This is a genomic window from Streptomyces sp. NPDC016562 (genome assembly GCF_043076955.1).
Lineage (GTDB): Bacteria > Actinomycetota > Actinomycetes > Streptomycetales > Streptomycetaceae > Streptomyces.
The window spans coordinates 104,660-121,057 of record NZ_JBIBRZ010000002.1; the positions used below are offsets into that span (position 1 = coordinate 104,660).

The window sequence follows — 16,398 nt, forward strand, 5'->3', positions numbered from 1 at the left end:
CCGCCGCCAGGGCACACCGGTGCGCTCCGCTCCCTCACCTGTTGGAGTGAAGCGCACCGGTCCACCAGTCCGGAAACAGTCATTCCGCACATCCTTGTGGGCACGCGGCCAATGCGGCAGCGGACAAGGAGAGTTCGGTGGACAAGCACGAAGGTCGTGATGCCGGAACGATCCGGCTGGACGATCCCTGGTACGACGCGCTGGCCGTCGGCTGGGGGGAGGGCGAGGAGCAGTCCCCGCCGCCCCCGGCCCCCGGCGGCCGCCCCGCGTCCGGCGCATCCGACATCTACCTCGAAGTGCAGCGCAGCGCCGCCTTCCAGGAGGTCCGTAGCCGCTACCGCAGGTTCGTGGTCCCGGCGACCGCCGGATTCTTCCTCTGGTACGTCGCCTACGTGCTCGCCGCGACCACCGCGCCCGGCCTGATGGCCCGGCCCGTCGCCGGGGCGGTCAACGTGGCCATGCTGGCGGGGCTCGGCCAGTTCCTCAGTACCTTCCTGCTGACCTGGGCCTATGCCCGGCACGCGCGGCTGCGCCGGGACCGGGCCGCGCTCGACCTGCGCTGGACCGTCTTCGAGCAGGAGCGCGACCAGGAGCGTACCCGGGCGAGGGGAGCCGGCCGGTGACCACCGAACACCAGACCCTCGCGCTGATCCTGTTCAGCGCCTTCATCGCGGTGACGCTGGGCATCACCACCTGGGTCAGCCGCAACCGGCACGGGTCGGCGGAGGAGTTCTACGCGGGCGGCAGACTGTTCTCGCCCATGGAGAACGGCTTCGCCATCGCGGGCGACTACATGTCCGCCGCCTCCTTCCTCGGCATCTCCGGTCTGATCGCCCTCTTCGGCTACGACGGCATGCTCTACTCGGTCGGCTTCCTCGTCGCCTGGCTGGTCGTGCTGTTCCTGGTCGCCGAACTGGTCCGCAACTGCGGCCGGTTCACCCTCGCCGACGTGGTCGCCGCCCGGATGAGCGAGCGGCCGGTGCGGATCGCGGCCGGCACCTCCTCGGTCGTCGTCTCCGTCCTCTACCTCGTCGCGCAGATGGTCGGCGCGGGCAGCCTGGTCGGCCTGCTGCTGGGCAATTCCAACGCCCTGGCGCGGACCCTCGCCGTGGTCGGCGTCGGCGCCCTGATGGTCGTCTACGTGTCCTTCGGCGGGATGCGGGCCACCACCTGGATCCAGATCGTCAAGGCCGTCCTGCTGATGGGCGGGGCGATCACCCTGACCGGGCTCGTGCTCCTGCGCTTCCACGGCGACGCCGGCGAGCTGCTCGCCGGCGCCGCCGAGCGCAGCGGGCACGGGAACCGGTTCCTGGCCCCCGGCCTCAAGTACGGCGGGGACTGGACCGCCCGCGTCGACTTCATGAGCCTGGGCCTCGCGCTGGTCCTCGGGACCGCCGGACTCCCGCACATCCTGTCGCGCTTCTACACCGTGCCCACCGCGCGGGCGGCGCGCCGCTCGGTGGTGTGGGCGATCGGCCTCATCGGCGGCTTCTACCTGATGACCATCGTGCTGGGCTTCGGGGCGGCCGCGCTGGTGGGCCCGGACGAGGTGCGGGCGTCCAACGCCTCCGGGAACACGGCCGTTCCGCTGCTCGCGGCCTTCCTCGGCGGGGGCGCCGGAACCACCGGCGGGGCGGTGCTGTTTGCCTTCGTCGCCGCCATCGCCTTCGCGACCATCCTGGCCGTCGTGGCCGGCATCACCCTGGCCTCGTCGGCCTCCGTGGCCCACGACCTGTACGCCTCCCTCAAGCGCCGCCACGCCAGGCAGCGCAGCGAGGTCGCGGTGGCCCGGGCCGCGGCCGTCGGGATCGGCGCGGTGGCGATCGCCCTCGGACTGCTCGCCCAGAACCTCAACGTGGCGTTCCTGGTGGGGCTGGCGTTCGCCGTGGCGGCCTCGGCCAACCTGCCCGTGCTGCTGTACTCGCTCTTCTGGCGCGGCTTCACCACGCGGGGAGCCGTCTGGTCGGTGTACGGCGGCCTGGTACCGGCGGTGCTGCTGGTGCTGGTCTCGCCGGTGGTGTCGGGCAGCGCGGAATCCCTCTTCCCCGGCGTGGACTTCCAGCTCTTCCCCCTCCAGAACCCGGGGATCGTCTCCATCCCGCTGGGCTTCCTGGCCGGCTGGCTGGGCACGGTCACCTCGGGCGAGGAACCGGACGAGGCCAAGCACGCCGAGACGGAGGTCCGCTCCCTGACCGGCGCCGGAGCGGTCTGAGCCGCTCGGGGCGCCGGTGGATCAGACCGGCCCCTCGGAGGGGAGCCAGGTGTAGCGGTGCTCCGGGCGGCCGGTCTCGCCGTAGCGCAGGGCCAGGGTGACGCGGCCGGTGCGCTCCAGGAGCTTCAGGTAGCGCTGGGCGGTCTGACGGCTGATGCCGGCGCGGTCGGCGATCTGCTGGGTGGACAGGGGGCCGTCGGCGCAGCGCAGGACCTGACGGACCAGCTCCGCCGTGGTGGGGGAGTGGCCCTTGGGCAGCTCGTTCGCGGACCCCGCGGCGGAGAGGGTGCCGAAGATCCGGTCGACCTCGGCCTGTTCGGCCTCGCCGCCCGTGTCCAGGGTGCGGCGCAGGGCTCCGTACGCCTCCAGCCGGGTGCGCAGTCCCGCGAACGTGAAGGGCTTGACCAGGTACTGGAGGGCGCCCAGGCGCATGGCGACCTGCACGGTGGCGAGGTCGCGGGCGGCGGTCACCATGATCACGTCGGTGCGGTGGCCCAGCTGGCGCAGGCGCCGGACGAGGTCCAGGCCGTTCTCGTCGGGCAGGTAGTGGTCCAGGAGGACCAGCTCCACCGGATGCGTGCTGAGGAACTCCAGGGCCTCGGCCGCCGAATGCGCCTGCCCCGTCACCCGGAAACCGGGAACCTTCGCCACGTACGCTGCGTTGATCCGGGCAACACGCATGTCGTCGTCGACGACGAGGACGGCGTGAACTCTGCTCGGGGTCTCGTTCATCGCAGGGCCTCCGGGAGTACGACGGAGAATTCCGCCCCTCCGTCCGCTGCTTCACAGGCCCGGGCGCTGCCGCCCTGCCGCTCCGCGAGGCGGCGTACGAGGGCGAGGCCGAGCCCGCGCTCGCGGTGGGCCCGGGGCTGCTTGGTCGACCAGCCCTCCGTGAAGATCTCCTCGCGCCGCGCGGCCGGGACCCCGGGGCCGCTGTCGCGCACGTGCAGCACGGCGGTACGGCCTTCGGCGCGCAGTTCCACCTCGACCAGGGGCGCCGTCGAACCGGCGGCGGCGTCCAGGGCGTTGTCCACCAGGTTGCCGAGGATCGTGACGAGGCCGCCGGGGTCCACCAGGCGGTCGGGGAGGAGGGAGGTCGCGGCCAGCCGCAGGGGGACGCCCCGTTCGGCCGCCACGGTCGCCTTGCCCACCAGAAGGGCGGCGAGCAGGGGGTCGTGGACCTTCTCCGTCACCTGCTCGGCGGTCGTGCGGTGCACCCCGGCGACCTCCGTCACGAACTCCACCGCCTCCTCGTGCAGGCCCAGTTCCAGCAGGCCGAGGAGGGTGTGGAGGCGGTTGGCGTGCTCGTGGTCCTGGGCGCGCAGGGCCTCGATCAGCCCCCGGGTGGAGTCGAGCTCGCGGCCCAGGCGTTCCAGTTCGGTGCGGTCGCGCAGGGTGGCGACGGCGCCGCCGTCCTCGGTGGGCATGCGGTTGGCCACCAGGACCCGGGGGCCCTGCACGGTGAGCAGGTCCCGGCCGGTGACGCGGCCCGAGAGGACGTCGGCGGTGCGGCCGGCAGGGAGCACCTCGTCCAGCGGGCGGCCGGCGAAGGTGGCGGTGGAGTCCGGGGTGAGGCCCAGGAGCCGGGCGGCTTCGTCGTTGACCAGCCGGACCCGGCCGTCCGGGGCGAGGGCGATGACGCCTTCGCGGATCGAGTGGAGCATCGCCTCGCGCTCGGCGAGGAGGCCGGCGATGTCGGAGAAGGCCAGGTCCCGGGTCTGGCGCTGGATCCTGCGCGAGAGCAGCCACGCGGCGAGGGCGCCCGCCGCGAGGGCGCCGCCCGCGTAGGCGAGCAGGCCGGGGATGGCGCCGAGCAGCCGGTCGCGGACGCTGTCGTAGGCGATGCCGACGGAGACGGCCCCGATGATCTCGCCGTCGGCCGACAGGAGCGGAACCTTGCCGCGCGCGGACCGGCCCAGGGTCCCCTCGTCGATCTCCATGACCTCGCGGCCCGCCAGGACCTCGCTCGGGTCGGTCGAGACGGGCAGCCCGATCCGGTCGGAGCTGGGGTGCGAGCGGCGGATGCCGTCGAGGTCGAGGACGACCACGTACTCGGCGCCGGTGGCGCGGCGGATCCGCTCGGCCGAGGCCTGTACCGGGTTGTCCGGCGAGGTCCCGGAGTCCAGCAGGTCCGCGGCCAGGGAGGGGTCGGCCGCGGCGCTCTGCGCGATGGCCAGGGCGCGGCGCATGGCCTGGTCGTCGAGCTGGGCGCTGAGCGGCGCCAGGAACAGGCCGGTCGCCAGGAGGAGGACCCCGGCGGCGATGGCCAGCTGGGTCAGCAGGATCTGGGAGACGGCCCGTCTGGGCAGCCCGAGGCGCCGAGCGCTCATGAGGGGGAACCGCATGGGGAGCTACGTTAGGCCGGTCGGCGCGGGAGCGGAATCTCCAGACCGCAGCGCTCGCTGCTCCGGTGCCCGTGGAAGTGCTGGTGAAGGTGCTGGCCCGCACGGCCACCGGGCCGCCCTGTGGGGCGCCCGGACCCCGTCAGGGCATTGGCTGGGGCGGGCGAGGCCCGTGGTACTGCCCGCTCGGCCGCATCCGCAGCGGCCGCTCCTGGTACTCCTCCAGGGCGTGGGCGATCCAGCCCGCCGTCCGGGCCACCGCGAAGACCGTCTCCCCGGCCTCGGCCGCCATCCCGCACGACACCGTCAGCACGGCCAGCGCCAGGTCCACGTTCGGGTGCAGCCCGCGGCCCTGCCGCGCCATCACCGCGGCCACACCGCGCGCCGCGTCCAGCGCCGGACCGGCCTGCTCCAGCCCCTCCAGCCGGGCGAAGAGCGCCGCCGCGCGCGGGTCCTCGCCCTGGTACAGCCGGTGGCCGAGGCCGGGGACCCGGCGCCCCGCCCGCAGGTACTCCGCCACCACGGGCGCGGCCCCGCCCTGGTCCAGCACCTCCACCAGCATCCGGTGCGCGAGCCGCCCGGCCGCGCCGTGCAGCGGCCCTTCGAGCGCGCCGAGCCCGGCCGACACCGCCGCGTACGGATGGGCCCGCGCGGAGGCCGCCACCCGTACGGCCAGGGTCGAGGCCGCCAGGTCGTGGTCGACGAGCAGCGCCAGCGCGAGGTCCAGCACGGCCAGTGCGTCCGGGTCCGGCTCCCGTGCCGTCAGTCGCGGCCACAGCTCCCGGGCGATCCGGCCGTCGCCCGCCCACTGGGCGCTGCCCCGCACCGGCAGCGCGCCGACCAGAGTCGGGATCAGCGAGCGCGCGGACCCGAGCACGGCCTCCTCGGACAGGTCGAAGCGCAGCGGGTCGGCGACCGCGGCGGCGGCGACCGCCACGCGCAGCCGGTCGAGGGGGCCGCCGTGCTCCGGCAGTGCGGCCACCGCCCGGCGGGCCGCCGCCAGGGGCTCCGGGGGAGCGGTGAACCGCGCACCGCGGGTGAGCGCCCCCGTCCAGAGCCACTCGGCGATCTCCTCGAAGCGGTAGCGCGAGGCCAGGGCCACGGCGTCGACGCCCCGGAAGTAGTACCGGTCGGATTCGATGAGCGTGAGGCCGGTGCGCACGGAGAGGTCCCCGGCGGGGGCGGCCGCCTCGCGGCGGCTGCGCCGGGCCAGCTCCTCCACCTCGGCCGCGTCGAAGCTGCTGCCCCGCCCGGCCGGATCACGGCGGCTGGTGAGCTGGCCGCGGCTGACGTAGGCGTACACCGTCGCCGGTTTCACCCCGAGCAGCCGGGCCGCCTCCTGCGTGCTGAGCCTGCGCCCGCCGTCCCTCTCGTCGCTCATGACGCCCACCCTACAGATGGAGAGTCGTATTGATTCAATCAACATTGACAAGGATTCAATCCATCATGGATGGTCGATGCATGAACACCGCCGTAGAAGTACCCCGCGGTCTCGCGGGAGTCGTGGTCACCGAAACCGAGCTGGGCGACGTCCGAGGCCGCCAGGGCTTCTACCACTACCGCCAGTACTCGGCCGTCGAACTCGCCGCCGGCCGCAGCTTCGAGGACGTCTGGCACCTGATGTTCCGCGGCGCCCTGCCCGCGGACCGTGCCGAGCGGGCCGCGTTCGCCGCCGAGACCGCCCCGCTGCGCCGGCTGCCCGAGGAGGTGCGCGCCGCCCTGCCGGGACTGGCCCGGGCCGGCTCGCCCTCCGGCCCGCTCGCCGGGCTGCGCACCGCGCTGTCGCTCCTCGGGGCCGCGGCCGGCTTCCGGCCCGTGTACGACCTCGACCCCGGCCGCCGGGCCGCCGACGCGCTGGCCGCCTGCGCCGCCGTACCGACCCTGCTGACCGCCCTGTACCGGCTGGGCCGGGGCCTGGAGCCGGTGGATCCGCGCGACGACCTCCCGTACGCCGCCAACTACCTCTACATGCTGACCGGTCAGGAGCCCGACCCGGTCAAGGCCCGCGCGGTCGAGCGGTACCTGATCTCCACGATCGACCACGGTTTCAACGCCTCGACCTTCACCGCCCGCGTGATCGCCTCCACCGGCGCCGACATCGCGGCCTGTCTGACCGGGGCCATCGGCGCGCTCTCCGGCCCGCTGCACGGCGGCGCCCCGAGCCGGGCCCTGGACACCCTCGACGCCATCGGCACCGCCGACCGGATCGGGCCCTGGATCCGCGAGCGGGTCCTGGCGGGCGACCGGATCATGGGCTTCGGCCACCCCGTCTACCGCACCGAGGACCCCCGCTCCCGCATGCTGCGTGACATCGCCCGCCAGTTCGGCGGCCCCCTCGTGGGCTTCGCCGTCGAGGTCGAGAGCCAGGTCGAGGAGATACTCGCCGAGCTCAAGCCGGGTCGCGAACTGCACACCAACGTGGAGTTCTACGCGGGCGTGGTCATGGAGCTGTGCGGGCTGCCGCGCGAGATGTTCACCCCGACCTTCTGCGCGGCCCGCGTGGTCGGCTGGAGCGCGAACATCCTCGAACAGGCCGCCGACCCGAAGATCATCCGTCCGGCCGCCCGGTACACCGGTCCCACCCCGCCCCAGCCGGTGCCGCCGCTCGGCTGACACGCCGCCTGACTACCATCGGCCGGGTGAACAGCAGGCAGCCCATCCCCGTCGTCGTCCTCGCCGGTTTCCTCGGATCCGGCAAGACCACCGTGCTGAACCACCTCCTCGCAGGCCGCGGGGGCACCCGGATCGGGGTCGTCGTCAACGACTTCGGATCGATCGAGGTCGACGCCATGTCGGTGGCCGGCCAGCTGGGGGACTCCATGGTCTCCCTCGGCGGCGGCTGCCTGTGCTGCGCCGTCGACGGCAGCGAGCTGGACGCGTACCTGGAGAAGCTGTCCGCTCCCGTCCACCGCATCGACGTGATCGTCATCGAGGCGAGCGGGCTGGCCGAGCCGCAGGAGATGATCCGGATGCTCATGGCCAGTGAGAACCCCGCCGTCCGGTACGGCGGGATGGTGGAGGTCGTGGACGCGGCCGAATTCGACACGACCAGGGCCAAGCACCCGGAGACCGACCGCCACCTCGCGGTCGCGGACCTGGTCGTGCTCAACAAGATCGACCGGGTGGACGCCCGCGAACGGGCCCGGATCGAGAGGGAACTCGCCGCGCTCTGCGCCCCGGGCACCCCGGTCGTGGCCGCCGACCACGGACGCATCGACCCGGAACTGCTCTTCGACCGCAGGCCCTGGACCGAGACCCGGGGCCAGCTCTCCTTCGAGGACCTGCTGGCGCAGGCCGACGGCCACGACCACTGCACCCACGCGCACGCCGCCTACGAGAGCACGGAGTTCACCGCCGAACAGGCCCTGTCCCCGCGCCGGTTCATCGACTTCCTCGACCGGCGCCCGGCCGGGCTCTACCGGGTCAAGGGCTTCGTGTGGTTCGGGGTCCCCGGCCACGAGGAGAAGTACGAGGTCCACGCGGTCGGCCGCTTCCTGCGCTTCGCCCCGCAGCCGTGGGGCCGGGGAGAGGTGCGCCGGACCCAACTGGTCATGATCGGCGCGGGCACCGACGGCGCGGGGCTGCTGTGCGAGCTGGAGGCCTGCCGCGAGGAAGCGCCGCAGGAGGCGCGCCCCGAGAGCATGTGGGGAGTCCTGCGGTACGTCGCGCAGCCGGCGGAGCCGGGGGCTGACACCTCCGAGGCCGACTCCCACGCGGCCGACGGCTTCTAGGCGACGTCGACGCCGTACTCGCGCAGCAGGTCCTCCAGGCCGCCCCGGTAGCCCTTGCCGCCGATCACGAAGTCCCAGTCGCCGTTGGCCCGGCGCCTGAACGAGCCCAGCACCAGCGCGGTCTCCCCGGCCCGCCCGTCGGAGACCTCCAGCTGCCCGGCCTCCGCGCCCTCCGGATCGAGGAGCCGGATCCGGGCGTCGGTGAAGCCGGCCAGGTCGGCGTGCGGATTGACCTCCGGGTCGATCGCGGCCGCGAGGACCAGCCGGTCGGCCTGCGCGGGCAGCGCGTCGAAGGAGACTTCGAGCGCTGCCTTGTCGGGCGCCGCGTGCGCGCGGGCCCGTACCGAACCGTCCGGTGTGCGCGGGTTGTTGAAGAAGACGAAGTGGTCCTCGCTCAGCACCCGGCTGCCCGCGCAGACCAGGGCGCACACGTCCAGGGCGACCGAGCCCGACCAGGACATGCCGAGGACGTTGTGGTCGGCGGAAGGGGCGGCCGGCTCGGAGTCCCGCTGCGCCGGGAGGCTCGCGACGGCGCCGCCCAGGCGGCCCCGCAGCCCGTACTGGTGCAGGAGCTCCACGAGCCTGTCCCCGGGAACCAACTCCAGCGGCTTGCCGTTGGAGAAGGTGTACGACCCCGGGCCGAAGGACGCGGTGGTGACCAGCACCCCCTTGTTCGCCCCCTTGTCCTGGACCGTGCCGTACAAGTCCCGTACCGCCGTGGGCGACACGGTGTTGCGGTAGCGCTTGACCTGTACCACGATCCGCCCGCCCGTGATCGGGGACGGGTCGTTCGCCTCGATGTCCACCCCGCCGTCGCCCGACCGCTGGGTGGTCACCGCCTCCATGCCCATCGCCCGGAAGAGCTCCGCCACCAGGTTCTCGAAGGCGATGGGGTCCATGGCGAAGAGGTCCGGCTCCTCCTCGCCGTCGCCCGCGTGCCCGCCGTGGCGGACGACCTCGCCGCCGACCTCGTGCGGCCTGCGCCCGGGGCGTACGGCGGCGAGCTGGTCGGGCCGTGCCGAGAGCTGCCCGCCCAGCCCCTCCACCAGGCAGTCCACCGCGCTCACCTGCTCCAGCCGCAGCCCCACGAACGCGGACCGGTCCGCCGACACCGAGGCGAGCACGAGCTGCGCCTCCTGCCCGGTCACCGGATCGTGGGCGTCCACGAAGCCGTTGACCACGACCGACTCCAGCGCGCCGAACTCGTCCGCCGCGTACAGGTCGCGCACCACCAGCAGCACGCACTGCGCCAACAGGTCGCGGTAGACCGCACGCCGCTGCGTGGCCGGGCGGGCCGTCTCCTTGTCCTGGTCCGTACTCGGCACGTAGCGCACGGACTTGGCCTGCGGGACCACCTCGTAGCGGGGCAGTTCCCAGTCCAGCACCAGCTGGCGCCGCGCCGGGTCGTAGGCGGCCGACACCTGCCTGGGCAGCTCCTCCGGCCACGCCGCCGAGGCGTACAGGGCCGCCGAGAAGTACTCCACCGCGGCCTCCGCGTCACCGGCGCGCAGCGCCCCCGCCAGCTCGGTGAGCCCGCTGTTGTGCCCGCGGATCTGGGCGAGCTGCTCCGCCGCCCACCGGTCGTACTGCTGCCGGTACGCCGCCAGCTGCTGCTGGCGCTGGGTCTCCGCGGCGTGCGCCGCCTGCCAGGCCTGGGTGTACCGGGCGTGGGCCTCGCGCTCGGCCTGCGCCCGCCGGTTCGAGCCGAGCGTCCAGCCCGCGCTCTGCTGCTGGAACTGGTGCAGCTGCGGCATCGGAACCGGGTGCGCCAGGGTGCCCGGGTTGAAGGGCTCCAGCTGCTCGGGCCGGACCAGGGCGGCCATCCGGAACGCTGGCGCCCGGCAGCCCGCGGCCAACAGGCCCTGCAGGGCGGCCACCTCGGCTTCGAGCCGCTCGGTCGCCCGCCGCGCCTGCGCATCGCGGTGCTGTCTGTAGGCCGCCTGCTGCTCGCGCTGCCCCCGGGCCACGTCCCGTTCGTACGCCCGCTGCCTGCGCTCGGCCTCGCGCTGCTGGATCAGCTGCGTGCGCTGCTGCCGGCGCTGTGCCTCCGCCCAGGTCCCGATCAGTCCGCTGCTCGATCGACGGCTCATCAGCTCTGTTCTCCCCGCCCCACCCACCAGTGCCAAGGGGGAAAACACTAGTCGCCGTTCGGGTGGTACGTCCCCCCTTGGGCGTACCACCCGAACGGTGAGGTCGTCCTACAGGGCGGGCCCCGCCAGCGCCGCCACGCTCGACGGGAGCGCCGTGCCCGAGCCGTCGCGGCGCGGGTCGACCGCCGGCAGCTCGGCCGGAGCGCCGTTGGCCGTGGCCGCGCGGACGGGGGAGCCGCCCGCCCAGGCCAGGACCAGCACGTCCTCGCCCTTCAGGAACCGCTGGCAGCGCACACCGCCGGTGGCCCGGCCCTTGCGCGGGTACTGGTCGAAGGGGGTCAGCTTCCCGGACAGCACCGAGTCGTCCAGGGTCCCGTGCGAGCCCGCCACCGTGAACACCATGGCGTCCCGGCCCGGGTCCACGGCCGAGAAGTGGATCACCTTCGCGTTGTCGGCGAGCTTGATGCCCGCCATACCGCCCGCCGGGCGGCCCTGCGGACGGACCTGGCTCGCCGGGTAGCGCAGGAGCTGGGCGTCGTCGGTGATGAAGACCAGGTCCTCCTCGCCCGTGCGCAGCTCGACCGCGCCCACGATCCGGTCACCGTCCTTGAGGGTGATGACCTCCAGCTCGTCCTTGTTGGCCGGGTAGTCGGGCACGACGCGCTTGACCACGCCCTGCTCGGTGCCCAGCGCCAGTCCCTGCGAGGACTCGTCCAGCGAGAGCAGGCAGATCACCTTCTCGTCCGCCTCCAGCCCCGAGAGGAACTCCGAGACCGGGGCGCCGCCGGCCAGGTTCGGGGCGGCGTGGGTGTCCGGCAGCTGCGGCAGGTCGATCACCGACAGCCGCAGCAGCCGCCCGTACGAGGTGACCGCGCCGACCTCGGCCCGGGCCGTCGCGGCGACCTGCGAGACGATCAGGTCGTGCTTGGCGCGGGCGCCGCCCTCCGCCTCCGGCAGCGGTTCGCCCGTGACGGTGCGGGCCAGGAGGCCCGTCGAGGACAGCAGCACCCGGCACGGGTCGTCGGCGACCTCCAGCGGAACCGCGCCGACCGCCGTGCCCGCCGACTCCAGCAGGACCGTGCGCCGCTCGGTGCCGAACTTCTTCGCGACCGCCGCCAGCTCCGTGGAGACCAGCTTGCGCAGCTCGGTGTCGGAGTCCAGGATCCCGGTCAGCTCGTCGATCTCGCCGGTCAGCCGGTCGCGCTCGGACTCCAGCTCCAGGCGGTCGAACTTGGTGAGCCGGCGCAGCGGGGTGTCCAGGATGTACTGGGTCTGGATCTCGCTGAGCGAGAACCGCTCCATGAGCCGCGCCTTGGCCTGCGCGGAGTTCTCGCTGTCGCGGATGAGCCGGATGACCTCGTCGATGTCGATGAGCGCCACCAGCAGGCCCTCGACGAGATGGAGGCGGTCGCGGCGCTTGGTGCGGCGGAATTCGCTGCGCCGCCGGACGACCTCGAAGCGGTGGTCGAGGTAGACCTCCAGGAGCTCCTTGAGGCCCAGCGTCAGCGGCTGCCCGTCCACCAGCGCCACGTTGTTGATGCCGAAGGACTCCTCCATCGGCGTCAGCTTGTAGAGCTGCTCCAGCACGGCCTCGGGGTGGAAGCCGTTCTTGATCTCGATGACCAGGCGCAGACCGTGCGAGCGGTCGGTGAGGTCCTTGACGTCGGCGATGCCCTGGAGCTTCTTCGAGCCGACCAGGTCCTTGATCTTCGCGATGACCTTCTCGGGGCCGACCGTGAAGGGCAGTTCGGTGACGACCAGGCCCTTGCGGCGCGCCGTCACGTTCTCCACGGCCACGGTCGCGCGGATCTTGAAGGTGCCGCGGCCGTTCTCGTAGGCGTCCTTGATGCCCGCGAGCCCGACGATCCGGCCGCCCGTGGGCAGGTCGGGACCCGGGACGAAGCGCATCAGCGCCTCCAGGTCCGCCTGGGGGTGGCGGATCAGGTGGCGGGCGGCCGCGATGACCTCGCCGAGGTTGTGCGGGGGCATGTTGGTGGCCATGCCGACCGCGATCCCCGAAGCGCCGTTGACCAGCAGGTTCGGGTAGGCGGCGGGCAGCGCGACCGGCTCGCGCTCCTGGCCGTCGTAGTTGGCGGTGAAGTCGACGGTGTCCTCGTCGATCGACTCCGTCATCAGTGACGTGGCGTCGGCCATCTTGCACTCGGTGTAACGCATCGCGGCCGGAGGGTCGTCGTTGCCGAGCGAACCGAAGTTGCCGTGGCCGTCGACCAGCGGCAGCCGCATCGAGAAGGGCTGGGCCATGCGCACGAGGGCGTCGTAGATCGACGCGTCGCCGTGCGGGTGGAGCTTGCCCATGACCTCGCCCACGACGCGGGCGCACTTCACGTAGCCGCGGTCGGGGCGCAGACCCATCTCGTTCATCTGGTACACGATCCGGCGGTGCACCGGCTTCATGCCGTCCCGGGCGTCGGGCAGGGCACGGGAGTAGATCACCGAGTACGCGTACTCGAGGAAGGAGCCCTGCATTTCGTCGACGACGTCGATGTCGAGGATCTTCTCCTCGAAATCCTCCGGCGGCGGGGTCTTCGTGCTGCGGCGGGCCATCGCTGCGCGGCTCCTTAACCAATGATGGGGTGTGCTGGGTGTCTGGCTGAGTCTGGTCGTGCGGACGTACGGGTCGTGAGGGGCGTGCGGGTCGTGCGGTCGTGCGGGTGCGGCGGGGGTACGACGCGGACCATTGTGGCCCGAGGCACCGACAACGCCGACTCCGACCCAGGGTGTGACCCGGGAACTTATCCGGCGGCCGACGCGCTTGCATACAGTGGCAGGTCTGACAGAAATCTCTGCATCGCGATCGAAGGGACCACATGCCCATGGGTCACACGGCCACCGCCCAGGCCGGCTCCGGCGGCCTGACAGCGACCGAGCACCGGCTGGCCAACGGCCTGCGCGTGGTGCTCTCCGAGGACCACCTGACCCCGGTCGCCGCGGTCTGCCTCTGGTACGACGTCGGCTCGCGCCACGAAGTCAAGGGCCGTACCGGCCTGGCTCACCTCTTCGAGCACCTTATGTTCCAGGGGTCGGCGAACGTACCCGGCACCGGGCACTTCGAGCTGGTCCAGGGAGCCGGCGGTTCCCTCAACGGCACCACCAGCTTCGAGCGCACCAACTACTTCGAGACGATGCCGACCCACCAGCTGGAGCTCGCCCTCTGGCTGGAGGCGGACCGGATGGGCTCGCTGCTGACCGCCCTGGACGAAGAGTCCATGGAGAACCAGCGCAACGTGGTCAAGAACGAGCGCCGCCAGCGGTACGACAACGTTCCGTACGGCACGGCCTTCGAGAAGCTGACCGCCCTGGTGTACCCCGAGGGCCACCCGTACCACCACACGCCGATCGGCTCCATGGAGGACCTGGACGCCGCGTCCCTGGAGGACGCGCGCCAATTCTTCCGTACGTACTACGCGCCCAACAACGCGGTGCTGTCGGTCGTCGGCGACATCGACCCCGAGCAGACGCTCGCGTGGGTCGAGAAGTACTTCGGCACGATCCCCGCGCACGACGGCAAGCAGCCGCCGCGCGACGGCACCCTGCCCGAGATCATCGGGGAGCAGCTGCGCGAGGAGGTCGTCGAGAACGTCCCCTCCCGCGCGCTGATGGCCGCCTACCGGCTCCCGCACGACGGGACCCGCGAGTGCGACGCCGCCGACGTGGCGCTGACGATCCTGGGGGGCGGCGAGTCCTCGCTGCTGCACAACCGCCTCGTACGCCGCGACCAGACGGCCGTCGCGGCCGGGTTCGGCATGATGCGCCTGGCCGGCGCGCCCTCGCTGGGCTGGCTCGACGTGAAGACCTCCAGCGGGGTCGACGTCGCCGCCATCGAGGCGGCCGTCGACGAGGAGCTCGCGCGCTTCGCCGCCGAGGGCCCGACGGCCGAGGAGATGGAGCGCGCCCAGGCGCAGCTGGAGCGGGAGTGGCTGGACCGGCTCAGCACGGTGGCCAGCCGCGCCGACCAACTGTGCCGCTTCGCGGTGCTGTTCGGTGATCCGCGGCTGGCGCTGACCGCCGTGGAGCGCGTCCTGGACATCACCGCCGAAGAGGTCCAGGCCGTGGCCGCGGCCCGGCTGCGCCCCGACAACCGCGCGGTGCTCGTCTACGAGCCGATCGCGGCCGAGGAGACCGACGGGGACGACGAGTCCGGCCAGGGCGCGCAGTCCGGCGAGAGCGACGAGAACGAGGGGGCGGAGCAGTGAGCGAGACCGCAGCCGTCACGATGACCTTCCACCCGCGCCCGCAGGCCGGCGAACCGCAGCCGTGGGCCTTCCCGGCCCCGGACCGCACGGTGCTGTCCAACGGGCTGACCCTGCTGACCTGCCACCGGCCGGGCCAGCAGGTGATCGCGGTCGAGATCAACCTCGCCGCCCCGCTGGACGCCGAACCCGAGGGCCTGGACGGCGTGTCGACCATCATGGCGCGCGCGTTCTCCGAGGGCACCGACAAGCACTCCGCCGAGGAGTTCGCGGCCGAGCTGGAGCGCTGCGGCGCCACCCTCGACGCGCACGCCGACCACCCGGGCATCCGGGTCTCCCTGGAGGTCCCGGCGTCCCGGCTGCCCAAGGCGCTGGGCCTGCTCTCCGAGGCACTCGCCGCCCCCGCCTTCGCCGACGCCGAGATCGACCGGCTGGTGCGCAACCGGCTCGACGAGATCCCGCACGAGCTGGCCAACCCCCAGCGGCGCGCCGCCAAGCAGCTCTCCAAGGAGCTCTTCCCGGCGTCCCTGCGGATGTCCCGCCCGCGGCAGGGCACCGAGGAGACGGTCGCCCGCATCGACTCCGCGGCCGTGCGCGCCTTCTACGAGGCCCACGTACGCCCCGCCACCGCCACGGCCGTGGTCGTCGGCGACCTGACCGGCATCGACCTCGACGCCGTCCTGGCGGACACCCTCGGCAGCTGGACGGGCGGCACCGCCGAACCGCTCCCGGCGCCGTCCGTGACCGCCGACGACACCGGCAGGGTGGTCATCGTGGACCGGCCCGGCTCGGTCCAGACCCAGCTGCTGATCGGCCGCATCGGCCCGGACCGGCACGACCGCGTCTGGGCGGCGCAGGTGCTCGGTACGTACTGCCTGGGCGGCACCCTCACCTCCCGCCTGGACGCGGTGCTGCGCGAGGAGAAGGGGTACACCTACGGCGTGCGCGCCTTCGCCCAGGTGCTGCGCTCCACGGCCGACGGCAAGGGCGCCTCGATGCTCGCCATCAGCGGCTCGGTGGACACCCCGAACACCGGACCGGCGCTGGAGGACCTCTGGACGGTGCTGCGCACCCTCGCGGAGGGCGGTCTGACCGACGCCGAACGGGACGTCGCCGTGCAGAACTTGGTGGGCGTGGCCCCGCTGAAGTTCGAGACGGCCGCCTCGGTGGCCGGCACGCTCGCCGACCAGGTGGAGCAGGAGCTGCCGGACGACTACCAGGCCCAGTTGTACGCACAGCTGGCCGAAACCGGCACGGTGGAGGCGACTTCGGCGGTCGTGAAGGCCTTCCCGGCGGACCGGCTGGTCACCATCCTGGTGGGCGACGCGGCGCAGATCGAGGAGCCGGTACGGGCACTCGGGATCGGCGAGGTCACCGTCGTCACCGACTGACGACCTGACGACGGCGGCTGACGACCTGACGACGGCCACCTGACCGTCGGCTGACGCCTCATCGGGCGATCGGTGTCTCAGGTGCGAGGGGCTCTGGCGGGACTTATCCCGCCAGAGCCCTTTTGTCCGTTTGGTGGTGAGGTTGCTTTTATGTGGTGTGGCGTACGCAACAAAAAGCCGCGTCTGTTTGGCGATTGACTGATGATCCGCCTAGCGTCGTCCGTGCTGTCCGTCAGTTGTGCCCGCCGCACCCGCGGCACCGGACAGCGATCGCCGAGTCCCCGTCAGGCGCGAGCCTGGGGAGCCGGGGACCCACATGTGTCCCTGGGGTGAATCGGGCCGCCTCGCCAGAGGAGGCCCGTAGGAGACCTTCCTGCTCCGAACCCGTCAGCTAACCCGGTAGGCGAGAAGGAAGGAAAGG

Annotated in this window: 11 protein-coding genes and 1 riboswitch; of the genes, 6 read left to right on the top strand and 5 right to left on the bottom strand. The window is 72.8% G+C overall.

What is annotated here, in order from left to right; genetic code table 11:
- Positions 1 to 137 precede the first annotated feature (137 nt).
- Together ACF059_RS08500 and ACF059_RS08505 are read left to right on the top strand one after the other, a co-directional pair.
- Positions 138 to 623, top strand: a complete 486-nt coding sequence (locus ACF059_RS08500) for a DUF485 domain-containing protein (protein ID WP_392053327.1) — start codon at positions 138 to 140, stop codon at positions 621 to 623.
- Entirely contained in the window at positions 620 to 2,212 is a 1,593-nt protein-coding gene (locus ACF059_RS08505) for a cation acetate symporter (protein ID WP_392053329.1), read from the top strand. The genes ACF059_RS08500 and ACF059_RS08505 overlap by 4 nt, the downstream gene beginning before the upstream one ends.
- A 21-nt stretch (positions 2,213 to 2,233) precedes the next feature.
- Here the strand turns inward: ACF059_RS08505 and ACF059_RS08510 are convergent, their stop codons facing one another.
- The 3 genes from ACF059_RS08510 to ACF059_RS08520 form a co-directional block, all read right to left on the bottom strand.
- Entirely contained in the window at positions 2,234 to 2,944 is a 711-nt protein-coding gene (locus ACF059_RS08510) for a response regulator (protein WP_392053331.1), read from the bottom strand.
- Positions 2,941 to 4,542 carry an ATP-binding protein gene (locus ACF059_RS08515; protein WP_392053334.1) on the bottom strand — a complete coding sequence of 534 codons (1,602 nt, stop codon included), beginning with the start codon at positions 4,540 to 4,542 and terminating at the stop codon, positions 2,941 to 2,943. The genes ACF059_RS08510 and ACF059_RS08515 overlap by 4 nt, the downstream gene beginning before the upstream one ends.
- A 154-nt stretch (positions 4,543 to 4,696) precedes the next feature.
- The gene (locus tag ACF059_RS08520) at positions 4,697 to 5,935 is read right to left on the bottom strand and encodes a citrate synthase (protein WP_392053336.1); all 1,239 of its coding nucleotides are present in this window, start codon (positions 5,933 to 5,935) and stop codon (positions 4,697 to 4,699) included.
- A gap of 65 nt (positions 5,936 to 6,000) precedes the next feature.
- On the opposite strand from ACF059_RS08520, the gene ACF059_RS08525 reads away from it, so the two are divergent.
- Positions 6,001 to 7,167, top strand: coding sequence for a citrate synthase (locus tag ACF059_RS08525; RefSeq protein ID WP_392053339.1), 1,167 nt, complete (start codon positions 6,001 to 6,003; stop codon positions 7,165 to 7,167).
- A gap of 26 nt (positions 7,168 to 7,193) precedes the next feature.
- Positions 7,194 to 8,285, top strand: coding sequence for a CobW family GTP-binding protein (locus tag ACF059_RS08530; RefSeq protein WP_392053342.1), 1,092 nt, complete (start codon positions 7,194 to 7,196; stop codon positions 8,283 to 8,285).
- On the opposite strand, the gene ACF059_RS08535 is transcribed toward ACF059_RS08530, so the two are convergent.
- Positions 8,282 to 10,375 carry a restriction endonuclease gene (locus ACF059_RS08535; RefSeq protein ID WP_392053345.1) on the bottom strand — a complete coding sequence of 698 codons (2,094 nt, stop codon included), beginning with the start codon at positions 10,373 to 10,375 and terminating at the stop codon, positions 8,282 to 8,284. The genes ACF059_RS08530 and ACF059_RS08535 overlap by 4 nt on opposite strands.
- Positions 10,376 to 10,483: 108 nt before the next feature.
- Positions 10,484 to 12,940 (bottom strand): DNA topoisomerase IV subunit A, encoded by a 2,457-nt coding sequence (locus tag ACF059_RS08540; RefSeq protein WP_366868022.1) that lies wholly within the window; start codon positions 12,938 to 12,940, stop codon positions 10,484 to 10,486.
- Between the two features lie 269 nt (positions 12,941 to 13,209).
- On the opposite strand from ACF059_RS08540, the gene ACF059_RS08545 reads away from it, so the two are divergent.
- Both ACF059_RS08545 and ACF059_RS08550 read left to right on the top strand, forming a co-directional pair.
- On the top strand, positions 13,210 to 14,589 hold the full coding sequence (locus ACF059_RS08545) for a M16 family metallopeptidase (protein WP_392056526.1): 1,380 nt from the start codon (positions 13,210 to 13,212) through the stop codon (positions 14,587 to 14,589).
- A 20-nt stretch (positions 14,590 to 14,609) separates the two neighbouring features.
- On the top strand, positions 14,610 to 15,977 hold the full coding sequence (locus tag ACF059_RS08550) for a M16 family metallopeptidase (protein WP_392056529.1): 1,368 nt from the start codon (positions 14,610 to 14,612) through the stop codon (positions 15,975 to 15,977).
- 261 nt (positions 15,978 to 16,238) lie between these two features.
- A riboswitch (cyclic di-AMP (ydaO/yuaA leader) is annotated at positions 16,239 to 16,398 on the top strand.

Bases quoted from the DNA above. Each gene is read 5' to 3' on its own strand.
- ACF059_RS08540 (WP_366868022.1), bottom strand. From the start codon at position 12,940: ATGGCCCGCCGCAGCACGAAGACCCCGCCGCCGGAGGATTTCGAGGAG.
- ACF059_RS08510 (WP_392053331.1), bottom strand. From the start codon at position 2,944: ATGAACGAGACCCCGAGCAGAGTTCACGCCGTCCTCGTCGTCGACGAC.
- ACF059_RS08545 (WP_392056526.1), top strand. From the start codon at position 13,210: ATGGGTCACACGGCCACCGCCCAGGCCGGCTCCGGCGGCCTGACAGCG.
- ACF059_RS08550 (WP_392056529.1), top strand. From the start codon at position 14,610: ATGACCTTCCACCCGCGCCCGCAGGCCGGCGAACCGCAGCCGTGGGCC.
- ACF059_RS08515 (WP_392053334.1), bottom strand. From the start codon at position 4,542: ATGAGCGCTCGGCGCCTCGGGCTGCCCAGACGGGCCGTCTCCCAGATC.
- ACF059_RS08520 (WP_392053336.1), bottom strand. From the start codon at position 5,935: ATGAGCGACGAGAGGGACGGCGGGCGCAGGCTCAGCACGCAGGAGGCG.
- ACF059_RS08525 (WP_392053339.1), top strand. From the start codon at position 6,001: ATGGATGGTCGATGCATGAACACCGCCGTAGAAGTACCCCGCGGTCTC.
- ACF059_RS08535 (WP_392053345.1), bottom strand. From the start codon at position 10,375: ATGAGCCGTCGATCGAGCAGCGGACTGATCGGGACCTGGGCGGAGGCA.